This window comes from Erythrobacter westpacificensis, assembly GCF_039542285.1.
In the GTDB taxonomy this organism is placed as follows: domain Bacteria; phylum Pseudomonadota; class Alphaproteobacteria; order Sphingomonadales; family Sphingomonadaceae; genus Alteraurantiacibacter; species Alteraurantiacibacter westpacificensis.
On sequence record NZ_BAABHV010000001.1, the window covers coordinates 154,444 to 166,866 of the forward strand.

The following is a 12,423-nucleotide window of genomic DNA, read 5'->3' on the forward strand; positions in this document are numbered from 1 at the left end:
CGATGCAGGGCGGCGCCCCCCTGCCGCCCGATCGCGCGCGCCGGATGCGAGTCACTGCCACGCTGCTGCTGGTGGCGATGGCGGGGATTTTCCTGCTCGCCCACAACATGCTGACGGTCCACCCGGCCTGGGGTTATGTCCATGCCTTTGCGGAGGCCGCGATGGTGGGCGGGCTGGCCGACTGGTTCGCGGTGACCGCGCTGTTCCGGCACCCGATGGGCATTCCCATTCCGCACACGGCGATCATCCCTGAAAACAAGGACCGGATCGCCGACACCATGGCGCAATTCCTGCGCTCCAATTTCCTCACGCCCGTCGTGGTGGCGCGGCGAATGCGGGACATGAACGTGGCGAAGGCGGCGGGCGATTTCCTGGTCAAACGCGGCGACGATACCGAGGGACGCCTGCGCGCGGGCGCAGCTGGCCTGTTCGTCGAACTGCTCGAATCGCTCGACCCCGAAAGGCTGGGGCTGCAGGTGAAAGCGGGCCTCGCGCGGCAGGCGGAGAAGCTGGATGTTGCGCCGCTGCTGGGCAAGATGCTGGACGCCGCGATTGCCGACGGGCGGCACAAGCCGCTGATGGATTCGATGATCCGCTGGGCCGGGCTCACGCTGGAAGACAACGAGGACATGGTCCGCGACATGGTGCAGGAACGCGCCAATTCGATCATCCGCTGGACCGGGCTGGACGGGCGGCTGGCCAATTCCGTGCTCGACGGGCTTTACCGGCTGCTGGCCGAGATCCTCGTCGATCCCAACCATCCCTTGCGCGGCAAGGTGCAGGAAGGGCTGGAGAAGCTGGCGAACGACCTGCAGCACGACCCGGAGACCCGTGCGAAGGTCGAGCGCATGAAAGTCGACTTGCTCAACAATCCCGCCGTCGCCGACTGGTGGATGGGCGTCTGGGAACGCCTGCGCCGCTCGCTGATCGACAATATCCGCGATCCTGGAAAGGGCATGAGCGGTGAGGTCAGCCACTCGCTGGCGGAACTGGGCAAGACGCTGCAGGGCGATCCGGGGCTGCAACTTCAGGTGAACCGTTTTGCCCGGCGCACGCTGGTGGGCGTGGTCAATCGCTACGGCGAGCAGATCGTCAGCCTTGTCTCGACCACGGTGAGAAGCTGGGACGCCAGCACCATCACCATGCGGATCGAACGCGCCGTGGGCCGCGACCTGCAATTCATCCGCATCAACGGCACACTGGTGGGCGGGCTGGTCGGCCTCACGATCCATTTCTTCGTCGAAGTTTTCTAACTGCCCTCGAACGAAAAACGCCCCCGCGCGATTTCTCGAGCGGAGGCGCTTTTGGTGTCCGGCCGTCAGGGCCGTGCGTTCAGAGCTTCTCGGTCAACTCCGGCACGGCGTTGAACAGGTCTGCGACCAGGCCGATGTCCGCCACCTGGAAGATGGGTGCGTCGGGGTCCTTGTTGATGGCGACGATGGTCTTGCTATCCTTCATCCCGGCAAGGTGCTGGATCGCGCCCGAGATGCCGATGGCGATGTAGACTTCCGGCGCCACGATCTTGCCGGTCTGGCCGACCTGGTAATCGTTAGGCACGTAGCCTGCGTCCACTGCGGCACGGCTTGCGCCAATGGCGGCGCCCAGCTTGTCTGCCAGCGGCGTGATATACTGCTCGAACGTCTCGCCGTCCTTCAGCGCGCGGCCGCCCGATACGACGATGCCTGCGCTGGTGAGTTCGGGACGTTCGCTCTCGACCGCGTCCAGCTTCACGAACTGCGAGAGACCGGCATCGCCGGGGCCGCTCACGGTTTCGGTGCCGGCGCTGCCGCCGGTGGCCTCGGCCTTGTCGAAGGCCGTGGTGCGCACGGTGATCACCAGCTTGGGATCGCTGCTCTCGACGGTCGCGATGGCGTTACCGGCGTAAATTGGGCGAGTGAAGGTCTTGGGCCCTTCAACGCTGATGATGTCGGACACCTGCATCACGTCGAGCAGCGCGGCGACGCGCGGCAGCACGTTCTTGCCGGTGGTGGTGGCAGGGGCCAGCACGGCGTCGTAGCCGTCCATCAGCCTGGCGATCAGCGGGGCGAGGTTCTCGGCCAGGCCATTGGCGTAGGCGGCATCGTCCGCCACCAGCACCTTTTCGACACTGGCGATAGCAGCGTGCGCGTCGCCAGCGGCGGTGGTGAGCACGTGCACCGGGCCGCCAAGAGCGGCAGCGGCAGTGACGGTGGCGAGGGTTGCGTCGGCAACCGCGTCGCCGTGCGGTTCAGCAAATACGAGCGTCGTCATCAGGCAACTCCCAGAGCTTTGAGCTTCGCGACCAGCGCATCCACGTCTTCGACGATTTCGCCTGCCTGGCGAACCGGCGGTTCGGAAACGTTCGTGGTGGTGAGGCGCGGGGCCACGTCGACGCCGTAATCGGCAGGCGTCTTGGTATCGAGCGGCTTCTTCTTCGCCTTCATGATGTTCGGCAGCGAGGCATAGCGCGGCTCGTTCAGGCGAAGGTCGGTGGTGACGATGGCGGGCAGCGTGAGCTTCACCGTTTCAAGGCCGCCGTCGACTTCGCGCGTGACGGACACGGCATCAACGTCGATCTCCACCTTGCTGGCAAAGGTGCCCTGCGGGCGCTCCATCAGCGCGGCGAGCATCTGGCCGGTCTGGTTCGAATCGTCATCGATCGCCTGCTTGCCCAGCATCACGATGCCCGGCTCTTCCTCGGCCGCGATGGCCTTGAGGATCTTGGCGACGGCCAGCGGTTCGACCTGCTCATCGGTCTCGACCAGGATTGCGCGGTCCGCACCCATGGCGAGCGCGGTGCGCAGCGTTTCCTGCGCCTTGGCCGGGCCAATAGACACGGCGATCACTTCCTCGGCCTTGCCCGATTCCTTCAACCGCAGGGCTTCTTCCACCGCGATCTCGTCGAACGGGTTCATGCTCATCTTGACGTTGGCAAGATCGACGCCGGAGCCGTCGCTCTTCACGCGCGGCTTCACGTTGTAATCAATCACCCGCTTCACGGGCACGAGAATTTTCATGGGAATCGCCCTCTCGTTGGTTTCGTGTTCTGCCGCTTATGTAAACTGCTTTACGTATAGGTCAAGCAGGCCCTTTTTGTGACGGTCTTACGCAATCAACAACGGGCTTGGGGCTGCGTTCCGGATCATCGGTTCCGCGCGATCCGACGATGGCAGCGAAACCAGATAGTCGCCAGACGATTTTCTTGTCAGGAGAAACGTTACATGGCCCCATCCGCACCAACGACACCGCGCAGCGTCGGCGACATTCTCGGTGCACTGGACGATCTTGCCGCGAAAAACGAGTCCGTCTCGGCCGGGCAGGTGCTGCAGACTTTTGGTACCCGCACCTTCGGTCCGGCCATCATGGTACCGGCCCTGCTGGAGATCACGCCAATTGGTGCGATTCCCGGAGTGCCGACTTTCCTCGCTGTAGTGGTGATCCTGGTGGCGGCGCAGAAGATGATCGGTCGCAAGACACTGTGGCTGCCGGGGATCATCGCCAACCGCTGCGTGTCGGGTGAAAAGCTCGGCAAATCCGCCGACGAGCTGCGACCCATCGCGCGGTTCATGGACCGGCATTTTCACGGACGCTGGAAACGCATCACCCGCGCGCCGTTCTCGCAAATCGCTGCGGGGATGGTGTGCCTGCTGTGCCTGACCGTACCGTTCCTGGAAGTGCTGCCGTTCGCCAGCAGCGTGCCGATGCTGGCCATCGCGGGTTTCGGCCTCGCGGTGCTGGTACGCGACGGCGTGCTTATGGTGGCGGCGCTCGCGGCCAGCATGATCGCGCTGGGGTTCGGCCTCGATTACTGGAACGGCGGAATGAGCGACACCGAGCAGACCGACGGCATGGTCAGCGAGGAAACGATGGATGCCGCCAAAGAAAAGGCGGAAGAGGCTGGCGATGCCGTGCGCAAGGCCAGCGAAAGTGCTGCCGAGGCGGTGAAAGGCGAATAGCCCGTCAGCGCCCCGGCGCGCTATCAAGGGATCAGGCGGCTTCCTTTACTTCGGCGACGATCTTCTTCGCCGCATCGCCAAGATCGTCTGCCGGGATAATCGGCAGGCCGGAATTGGCGAGTATGTCCTTGCCCTGCTGCACGTTCGTGCCTTCCAGGCGCACGACCAGCGGCACCTGCAGGTTCACTTCCTTCGCCGCGGCAACGATGCCGTCGGCGATGATGTCGCACTTCATGATGCCGCCGAAAATGTTGACGAGGATGCCCTCGACAGCCGGGTCCGACAGGATGATCTTGAAGGCCGCGGTCACTTTCTCGGTGGTGGCGCCGCCGCCAACGTCGAGGAAGTTTGCCGGGAAGGCACCGTTCAGCTTGATGATGTCCATCGTCGCCATGGCAAGGCCTGCGCCGTTCACCATGCAGCCGATGTTGCCGTCCAGCTTGATGTAGGCGAGGTCGTGCTTGCCGGCCTCGACTTCCATCGGGTCTTCCTCGGTCTCGTCGCGCATTTCCTCCACGTCGGGGTGGCGATAGAGCGCGTTCGAATCGAAGCTCATCTTGGTGTCGAGCACCAGCAGTTCGCCGCCTTCGGTTTCCACCAGCGGGTTGATCTCCAGCATGGCGCAGTCGAGCTTGGTGAAGGCCTCGTAGAGCTTCTTCGACAGCTTCTGCGCTTCCTTGGCGAGACCGCCCTCCAGCTTCAGCGCGAAAGCCACGGCCCGGCCGTGGTGCGGCATGAAGCCGGTGGCCGGGTCGATGGTGATGGTGGTGATCTTTTCGGGCGTGTTGTGCGCCACGTCCTCGATATCCATGCCGCCTTCGGTGGAGACGATCATGGCAACGCGGCTCGTCTCGCGGTCGATCACCATGGAGAGGTAGTATTCCTTGGCGATATCCACGCCGTCGGTCACGTAGAGGCGGTTCACCTGCTTGCCGGCATCGCCCGTCTGCACGGTGACGAGGGTGTTGCCGAGCATGTCCTTCGCGTCCTGCTCCACATCATCGATGGACTTCGCAAGCCGCACGCCGCCCTTGGCATCGGCGGGCAGCTCGGAGAACTTGCCCTTGCCGCGGCCACCGGCATGGATCTGCGCCTTCACCACGTAGAGCGGCCCCGGCAGCTTCTTCGCGCCTTCCACGGCTTCTTCCACGGTCATGGCCGGATAGCCGGTGGGCACGCCGATGCCGAATTTCGCGAGCAGTTCCTTGGCCTGGTATTCGTGGATGTTCATGGGTGAGCTGACCTTCGTTCAAAAAATGAGAGTCGGGAGGGGATTTTGCTGGGCGCTAAAGCATTATCGCGCGGCGCTTGCAATCGGTTCCGGCCCGTCGCAAATGCCTTTGCATCCATGATCGACAGCATGAAACTTGAACAGATCTGCCGCGAGGCAGGTTACATGGCGCTTCGCAAGTGGCCGGCGCACGGGCATGACCTTGAAACCTGGGAGAAATCTCCCGGCAGCCCGGTGTGCGAGGCGGACCTGGAAGTGGACGCATTCCTGCGCCGCGAGCTGGGCGCGCTGCTTCCCGCCGCCGGGTGGCTATCCGAAGAAACCGCCGATAGTCCGGAGCGACTCGAAAAGGGCCTCATCTGGCTGGTCGACCCCATCGATGGGACTCGCGACTACATTCGCGGACGCGAGGGCTGGGCGATCTCGGTTGCCCTCATTTCCGGGGGGCGGCCCCTGATCGGTTCGCTGGTGGCTCCGGCGCGCGAGGAAGTGTGGTCGGCCGTCGCGGGCAAGGGCGCCTGGCTCAACGGGCAAAGGCTGAAAGCGAGCACGCGGACGCGGTTTCCCGGTGCGCGCGTGCCTGCGCACGATCTTCCGAAGGAAGACGGCGATCTCACCAAGGTGGAGCAGCCAAACTCGATTGCCCTGCGGGTGGCCATGGTGGCCGATGACCGGGCGGACCTGGTGGCCACCGTGCGGTGGGGGTTCGAATGGGATATCGCCGCCGCCGCCCTGATCGCCCGCGAAGCAGGTGCTGCTGTTACCGACGCCTTCGGCAAGCCGCTGGCTTACAACAAGCGCGACCCACGGGCCTTCGGGTTGCTCGCCAGCGCTCCCGGCATCCACCGCGCGGCGGTCGAGCGGCTGAGCGAGAGGGCCGCGCGGCTGGTGAAGGGATAAGAAAAGGGCGCCCCAAGCGGAGCGCCCTCTCGATCTTCATATTCAAGAGCCAGATCAGTACGCGTCTTCCACGTCGTCCTGTGTAATCGGCGTGATGCGGATTTCCACGCGGCGGTTCTGCGAACGGCCGCTTTCGGTGGAGTTGTCGGCGATCGGGTACTGCTCGCCATAACCGATCGTCTCGATACGAGCGCGGGATACGCCGCGCGAAACGAGGTAGTTGGCAACCGATTCGGCGCGCCTGCGCGACAGGTCGAGGTTGTACTGCTCGCTGCCGGTGGAATCGGTGTGGCCCATCACGTCGATCAGCGACTGCGGGTAGTCGATCATCGACTGTGCCACGCCGTCCAGCGTGTCGCGCATCTGCGGCGAGATGGTGGTGGAATCGACCGCGAAGGTAACGTCGGGGAAATTCACCAGGATGCCGTCACCCTCGGGCGTTTCGCTCACGTCAACGCCGGTGCCGGCGGTGACTTCTTCCAGTTCGCGGATCTGCTCGTCCATGCGATAGCCGACGTATCCGCCCGCTGCCGCACCGATGCCGGCGCCGACGATACGGGCCGTCTTGCCGCCGATCAGGCCGCCCAGCAGGTAGCCGAGGCCAGCGCCGCCGATGCCGCCAATGGCCGTGCGCGAGGCGTATTGTTCGCCCGTATTCGGGTCCGTCACACAGGCGGTGGTGGTGCCGACGAGCGCGAGGGCTGCCGTGGTCGAGACGAGCATCTTGTTGATTTTCATAACGTCCTTCCTCAATTTGCAAGCGGCATGACACATCCCTTGCCGCAGTATTTGCTCCCATCAACGCCAGTGTGTGAAGCCTGTTCCGTGAACGCCAGCTTTCTGGGGCTTTCCCCATCGCTGCGAAACCTGCTAGCGGCAAAGGTCTGATGGACCCGTTTCCCTGGCACTACCTTGCCGCGCTCGCCCTCCTGATCGTGCTCAACGGCGTATTTGCCATGTCGGAGCTGGCGATTGTCTCTGCCCGCACCGCGCGGTTGCGCATGGCGGCGGAGAAAGGCAGCAAGGGCGCCGCCGTTGCCATGCGGCTGGCGGCGGATCCGGGCAAGTTCCTGTCCACCGTACAGATCGGCATTACCCTGATCGGCATCATCGCCGGTGCGGTTTCGGGCGCGACGCTGGGTGAACCGGTCGGCCAGCGGATCGCCGCGCTGGGCGTCGATCCCGACCTTGCCGACAATCTCGGCATTGCCCTGATGATCGGTCTGACGACCTATTTTACCCTCGTGGTGGGCGAACTGGTGCCCAAGCAGCTGGCGCTGCGCGCGGCAGAGCCGATCTCGATGATCATGGCCGTGCCGATGGACCTGCTGGCGCGGGCGACCGCGCCGTTCGTCTGGTTGCTCGACAAGTCGTCCGGGCTGATGCTGTCTGCCCTCGGCATTCGCCACAAGGGCGATCACAACCTGACATCCGAAGAATTGCGCATGATCCTGGCCGACGCCACGCGCACCGGGGTGATCGAGGAGCAGGAGCACGCCATCCTCGCGGGCATCATGAGGTTGCAGGAACGTCCCGTGCGCGAATTGATGACGCCGCGCACAGAGATCGACTGGCTCGATATCGACGCTGACGAATCGGAAATTCGCCTGACCATCGCCGAGTCGCCGCATTCGCTGTTGCCGGTGGCAGAAGGCACGCCGGACAAGGTGCTGGGCGTGGTGAAAGTGCGCGAGGTGCTGACGCTGCTGATGACGGGACAGGCCGTCGTGCTGGATGAAATGCTGCGCAAGAGCGAGGTGATCCCCGACCAGCTCGATGCCATGGATGCGCTGCGCGTCCTGCAGCAATCGGGCACGGGCATGGCCATGGTGCACGACGAATACGGCCATCTCGACGGGATCGTGACGACGGCAGACCTGCTTTCCGCCATTGCCGGCGATTTCGCCAGCCACCAGGACGAAGGCGACACGCCGATGTTCACGGAGCGCGAGGACGGCAGCTATCTCGTCTCTGGCGCGCTGGCGGCGGACGCGCTGGCCGAGCGGCTGGATATCGAGTTTCCCGAGCACAAGGAATTCGCGACGGCGGCGGGTTACGTGCTCTATGTCTTGAAACACCTTCCGGCGGAGGGCGAGCACTTCACGGATCAGGGCTGGCGCTTCGAGATCGTCGACATGGACGGTCGCAAGATCGATAAATTGCTGGTGAGCAAGGCAGGGGACTAGCGCCCGCACGGTAGCGCCAGGGTTCCGCGAGATTGTTTGTTTCGCGAAGCCGCCTCCACGGCTTCGTCCTCGGTGCTATTCGCTCCGCTTCGCTACGCGGCACCTGCGGGCGGCCGTTCGGCCTTGCGGCCCGCTAGTCGCGGACCGTTTCTCGACCTCTCAATCAGAGGGCGGCTAAAGTCTCGGTCGCGATCAGCGACCGCAAGCGCGAATGCGCGCCCGAGCTCATGCGGGGAAAGCCAAGCGGGCCGGACGGCTCGCGCCCGGCGCTTGAGGGACTAAACAAGCAATCAGCCCGGAATTACCGCCCGCGCGGCCTGACCGTCACCCTCGGGCGCGGCGATGATGGCCTGGACTGCCGTGCCCTTGTCCACCGTGTAGGTGTCGACATCGCCAATCGAGGAGCGGATGCCGGGGGCCGCTTCACCGGCCTGGTCCAGCGCGGAGGTTTCCACGTTGCTGCGCGGCGCGCTGCCGCCGAACAGGGCTTCCAGCGCCTGCTGCGAGGCGGTGCCTTCGGCGGGGCGCGGAGCGCCGGGCTGCGGGGGCACGAGGTGGAAATCGGGCGGAACCACCAGCGGGGCCTGGCGCTGCACGGCGAATTCATCGGGACGCTCGCGGTCGATGCTGATGCCACCGCAGGCGGCAAGGCCGAGCACGGCGGTGCAGGCAATGATGGAGCGGGTAAGGTTGCGCATAATTCTCAAGTCTCCGGGCCGGTGGCGGCCATCGGTGTTCTGGCGGTGTTATTCGGTAGCAGCGTCCTGCTCATTGGACGGTTTCTCGCGCATGAACAAGGCGCGGGCAAGGATAATCACGACGCCGATGGTGATCGCCGCATCGGCCACGTTGAAAATCAGGAACGGGCGGAACGTGCCGATGTGGAAATCGGCGTAGTCGACCACGTAGCCGAAACGATATCGATCGACGATGTTGCCCAAGGCCCCGCCCAGCACCAGCGACAGCGCGAGGATTTCGCCCAGCAGCTTCTCGCGCATCATCCACACCAGCACCACCAGCGCGATCAGCGCGGTTACGCCGACGAGGATCCAGCGCATCTCCATGCTAGTCGCCTCGAACATGCCCAGCGACACGCCGTAATTGTTGGTGCGGGTGAAATCGAAGAACGGCAGCAGCGGATAGTGGTCGCCCACGCGGGTGAGCCCCAGCGTGTTCACCACGTAGTCCTTCATCCACTGGTCGGCGGCAAAGATCGCCAGCGCCAGCAGTATGCCGTAAAGGCGGAATTTCGCGAGCGTGCTCATTCGGCAGCATCCATCTGGGCCACGACGTCCTCGCAGCGGTTGCACAGGTCGCCGTCTTCGTCGACTTCCGGCAGCAGGCGCCAGCAGCGGCCGCACTTGGCGTCGTCGGACTTGGCAACGCTAACCGCGTCTCCATCGCCCAGCGTCACTGTGCCGGTGATGAACAGCGTGGCGAGATCGTCCGCCGAGAAACCTTCCGGCACGGCGCTGGCGGGCACCGTCACTTCGGCTTCGAGGCCGGAGCGGATCACCTTTTCGCGGCGCAGCGGCTCGATGGCTTCCATCACCCGTTCGCGCAGCGACCGCAGTGCTTCCCAGCGATCCGCATTCGCATCGGCAGCAGGAATTTCCGGCCATTCGAGCAGGTGGACAGAGCCACCTTCGGGATGGCGCGTGGACCATACCTCTTCCGCCGTGAACACCAGCACCGGCGCGGCGTAGCGGATAAGCGCATTGAACAGCGTATCGAGCACGGTTCGATAGGCGCGGCGTTCCATGCTGCCGGGCGCATCGCAATAGAGCCGATCCTTGCGGATATCGAAGAAGAAGGCCGAGAGGTCCTCGTTCATGAAATCCACCAGCGCGCGGGTGTAGGCGTCGAAATCGTAATTGGCGACGTGGGCGCGCAGCTTGCCGTCGAGTTCGCCCAGCAGCGCCAGCACGTAGCGCTCCAGCTCCGGCATCTGCTCGACGCCGACGCGCTCGTCCTCGCTGAATTCGCCCAGCGCGCCCAGCATGTAGCGGAAGGTGTTGCGCAGCTTGCGATATTGGTCGGCGACGCCCTTGAGGATTTCCGGCCCGATCCGGTGGTCCTCGGTATAGTCGACCGAGAGTGCCCACAGGCGGATGATGTCGGCGCCGTATTCCTCCATCACCTTCAACGGGTCGATCGTGTTGCCAAGGCTCTTCGACATCTTGCGACCGTCGGCGGCCATGGTGAAGCCGTGGGTCAGCACCTGCTTGTAAGGCGCGCGGCCACGGGTGGCGCAGGATTCGAGCAGTGAGGACTGGAACCAGCCGCGGTGCTGGTCACTGCCTTCGAGGTAGAGGTCTGCAGGCGATTGCAGATCGGGCCAGTTGTCGCTTTCCAGCACGAAGGCGTGGGTGGAACCCGAATCGAACCACACGTCGAGAATGTCTGTGACCATCTCGTAGTCCTCGACCGCGTAGTCGGGGCCGAGAAGCTGCGCGGCGTTCTCCTGCGTCCACGCATCGACGCCGTCCTGCCTGATCGCCTCGACGATGCGAGCGTTCACGGCCTTGTCGACGAGATATTCGCCAGAATCGCGGTTCACGAACAGCGTGATCGGCACGCCCCAGGCGCGCTGGCGGGAGAGCACCCAGTCGGGACGACCCTCGACCATCGAACCGATACGGTTCTTGCCCTTGGCGGGAGCGAACCGGGTTTCTTCGATCGCCTGCATCGCGGTCTGGCGCAAAGTGGCGGTGTTGTCGCCCTGCGTGCCCAGCGCAACCGCGCCGCCCAGCGGGCCTGCATCGGCCAGGGCATAGTCGAACGTGCCCAGCGGCTTGTCCATCGGCACGAACCACTGCGGCGTGCAGCGGAAGATCACCTTGGCTTTGGAGCGCCAGCTGTGTGGATAAGAGTGTTGATAGTCCGTGGATGCGCTGAGCAAAGCGCCCGCTTCCTTGAGGTCCGAGCAGATCGGCCCGTCGGGCGCGTTGAACTTGGGGTTGATGACCGAACCGCTACGCTCGTCGGTGCGCGGCAGCCAGCCCCAGTCCTCGCGGTAGCGCCCGTCGTCGTCGACCACGAATTTCGGCGTGATGCCGTTGGCCTTGCACAGGTCGAAATCGTCCTCGCCGTGGTCGGGCGCCATGTGGACCACGCCCGTACCCGCATCGGTGGTGACGAAGTCGCCTGCCAGCATCGGACGCGGCTCCGCGAAGAAGCCGCCGAGATGGTGCATCGGGTGGCGGACCTTGGTTCCGGCGAGGTCGGAGCCTTTGCCGGTCCATACAGGCTCATCGAGTGTGACGCTTGATCGATCTGCGAGCTGATCGATCAAGCCCTTCTCGGCGAGAATCGTCTTTCCAGCCAATCCTGTGACTTCCGGTCCAACATGAACCGAGGAAATGATGCGCCTTGCAGCATACTCAACATCAGGCCCATAAGCCAAAGCCTGGTTCACCGGGATCGTCCACGGCGTGGTCGTCCAGATCACCGCGTGCGCGCCGACCAGGTCCTCGATCGGGCTTTCGACAATCTCGAAGGCCACGTCGATCTGGGTCGAGACGATGTCCTCGTACTCGACCTCGGCCTCGGCCAGCGCGGTCTTCTCGACCGGGCTCCACATCACCGGCTTCGCGCCGCGATAGAGCATGTCGTTTTCGGCGAACTTCAGCAGTTCGGCGACGATGCCCGCCTCGGCCTCGGGCGCCATGGTGAGGTAGGGCTTGTCCCATTCGCCCATCACGCCCAGCCGCTTGAACTGCTCGGACTGCACAGCCACCCATTCGGCGGCGTATTCGCGGCATTCCTGGCGAAATTCGGCGGGCGGAACCTCGTCCTTGTTCTTCTTCTTCTTGCGGTAGGCTTCCTCGATCTTCCACTCGATCGGCAGACCGTGGCAGTCCCAGCCCGGAACGTAGGGCGCATCCTTGCCCAGCAGCGTCTGCGTGCGCACCACCGCGTCCTTCAGCACCTTGTTCAGCGCGTGGCCGATGTGGATGTTGCCGTTGGCGTAGGGCGGGCCATCGTGGAGGATGAACTTCTCGCGCCCTTTGCGCGCCTCGCGCAGCTGCTTGTAGAGGCCCTGCTCTTCCCAGCGCGCAAGGATGCCCGGCTCCTTCGCGGGGAGCCCGGCTTTCATCGGAAAATCGGTCTTGGGCAGGAAGACGGTGTCCCGGTAATCCCGCTTGGCTGTTTCGTCGGTCATCGCGCG

The 12,423-nt window shown here is 64.3% G+C and carries 11 protein-coding genes; 4 read left to right on the forward strand and 7 right to left on the reverse strand.

The features are described from left to right. Positions 1-2 precede the first annotated feature (2 nt). A complete protein-coding gene (locus ABFX23_RS00840; protein WP_346031245.1) occupies positions 3-1,253 on the forward strand; it encodes a DUF445 domain-containing protein in 1,251 nt (416 codons plus the stop codon). A 79-nt stretch (positions 1,254-1,332) separates the two neighbouring features. Here the strand turns inward: ABFX23_RS00840 and ABFX23_RS00845 are convergent, their stop codons facing one another. After that, positions 1,333-2,250 carry an electron transfer flavoprotein subunit alpha/FixB family protein gene (locus ABFX23_RS00845; RefSeq protein ID WP_346031246.1) on the reverse strand — a complete coding sequence of 306 codons (918 nt, stop codon included), beginning with the start codon at positions 2,248-2,250 and terminating at the stop codon, positions 1,333-1,335. Beyond that, positions 2,250-2,996: an electron transfer flavoprotein subunit beta/FixA family protein gene (locus ABFX23_RS00850; RefSeq protein ID WP_346031247.1), complete on the reverse strand. Its 747-nt coding sequence runs from the start codon at positions 2,994-2,996 to the stop codon at positions 2,250-2,252. Before ABFX23_RS00850 ends, ABFX23_RS00845 begins: the two co-directional genes overlap by 1 nt. A gap of 204 nt (positions 2,997-3,200) precedes the next feature. Here ABFX23_RS00850 and ABFX23_RS00855 point away from each other — a divergent pair, with 204 nt between their 5' ends. Continuing rightward, positions 3,201-3,935 (forward strand): exopolysaccharide biosynthesis protein, encoded by a 735-nt coding sequence (locus tag ABFX23_RS00855; protein ID WP_346031248.1) that lies wholly within the window; start codon positions 3,201-3,203, stop codon positions 3,933-3,935. A gap of 31 nt (positions 3,936-3,966) precedes the next feature. Here ABFX23_RS00855 and sucC read toward each other — a convergent pair whose 3' ends face one another. Continuing rightward, positions 3,967-5,166, reverse strand: coding sequence for an ADP-forming succinate--CoA ligase subunit beta (sucC, locus tag ABFX23_RS00860; RefSeq protein WP_346031249.1), 1,200 nt, complete (start codon positions 5,164-5,166; stop codon positions 3,967-3,969). A gap of 117 nt (positions 5,167-5,283) precedes the next feature. On the opposite strand from sucC, the gene ABFX23_RS00865 reads away from it, so the two are divergent. Continuing rightward, positions 5,284-6,066: a 3'(2'),5'-bisphosphate nucleotidase CysQ gene (locus ABFX23_RS00865; RefSeq protein ID WP_346031250.1), complete on the forward strand. Its 783-nt coding sequence runs from the start codon at positions 5,284-5,286 to the stop codon at positions 6,064-6,066. Positions 6,067-6,120: 54 nt separating this feature from the next. Here the strand turns inward: ABFX23_RS00865 and ABFX23_RS00870 are convergent, their stop codons facing one another. Next, positions 6,121-6,804, reverse strand: coding sequence for a YiaD family glycine zipper/OmpA-like lipoprotein (locus ABFX23_RS00870; protein WP_346031251.1), 684 nt, complete (start codon positions 6,802-6,804; stop codon positions 6,121-6,123). A 149-nt stretch (positions 6,805-6,953) separates the two neighbouring features. Between ABFX23_RS00870 and ABFX23_RS00875 the strand changes: the two genes are divergently transcribed. Further along, positions 6,954-8,252, forward strand: a complete 1,299-nt coding sequence (locus ABFX23_RS00875; RefSeq protein ID WP_346031252.1) for a hemolysin family protein — start codon at positions 6,954-6,956, stop codon at positions 8,250-8,252. Between the two features lie 290 nt (positions 8,253-8,542). On the opposite strand, the gene ABFX23_RS00880 is transcribed toward ABFX23_RS00875, so the two are convergent. From ABFX23_RS00880 to ileS, 3 genes are read right to left on the reverse strand one after another with little or no spacing between them, the layout of a single operon-like run. Further along, positions 8,543-8,950, reverse strand: coding sequence for a DUF3035 domain-containing protein (locus ABFX23_RS00880; protein WP_346031253.1), 408 nt, complete (start codon positions 8,948-8,950; stop codon positions 8,543-8,545). Between the two features lie 48 nt (positions 8,951-8,998). After that, positions 8,999-9,517 (reverse strand): signal peptidase II, encoded by a 519-nt coding sequence (gene lspA, locus ABFX23_RS00885; protein WP_346031254.1) that lies wholly within the window; start codon positions 9,515-9,517, stop codon positions 8,999-9,001. Next, the gene (ileS, locus tag ABFX23_RS00890) at positions 9,514-12,417 is read right to left on the reverse strand and encodes an isoleucine--tRNA ligase (RefSeq protein WP_346031255.1); all 2,904 of its coding nucleotides are present in this window, start codon (positions 12,415-12,417) and stop codon (positions 9,514-9,516) included. The genes lspA and ileS overlap by 4 nt, the downstream gene beginning before the upstream one ends. Positions 12,418-12,423: the final 6 nt, after the last annotated feature.

Excerpts from the sequence above, each read along its gene's own strand:
- ABFX23_RS00870 (WP_346031251.1), bottom strand. The coding sequence starts at position 6,804 with ATGAAAATCAACAAGATGCTCGTCTCGACCACGGCAGCCCTCGCGCTC.
- ileS (WP_346031255.1), bottom strand. The coding sequence starts at position 12,417 with ATGACCGACGAAACAGCCAAGCGGGATTACCGGGACACCGTCTTCCTG.
- ABFX23_RS00850 (WP_346031247.1), bottom strand. The coding sequence starts at position 2,996 with ATGAAAATTCTCGTGCCCGTGAAGCGGGTGATTGATTACAACGTGAAG.
- sucC (WP_346031249.1), bottom strand. The coding sequence starts at position 5,166 with ATGAACATCCACGAATACCAGGCCAAGGAACTGCTCGCGAAATTCGGC.
- ABFX23_RS00855 (WP_346031248.1), top strand. The coding sequence starts at position 3,201 with ATGGCCCCATCCGCACCAACGACACCGCGCAGCGTCGGCGACATTCTC.
- ABFX23_RS00875 (WP_346031252.1), top strand. The coding sequence starts at position 6,954 with ATGGACCCGTTTCCCTGGCACTACCTTGCCGCGCTCGCCCTCCTGATC.
- ABFX23_RS00880 (WP_346031253.1), bottom strand. The coding sequence starts at position 8,950 with ATGCGCAACCTTACCCGCTCCATCATTGCCTGCACCGCCGTGCTCGGC.
- lspA (WP_346031254.1), bottom strand. The coding sequence starts at position 9,517 with ATGAGCACGCTCGCGAAATTCCGCCTTTACGGCATACTGCTGGCGCTG.
- ABFX23_RS00865 (WP_346031250.1), top strand. The coding sequence starts at position 5,284 with ATGATCGACAGCATGAAACTTGAACAGATCTGCCGCGAGGCAGGTTAC.
- ABFX23_RS00840 (WP_346031245.1), top strand. The coding sequence starts at position 3 with ATGCAGGGCGGCGCCCCCCTGCCGCCCGATCGCGCGCGCCGGATGCGA.
- ABFX23_RS00845 (WP_346031246.1), bottom strand. The coding sequence starts at position 2,250 with ATGACGACGCTCGTATTTGCTGAACCGCACGGCGACGCGGTTGCCGAC.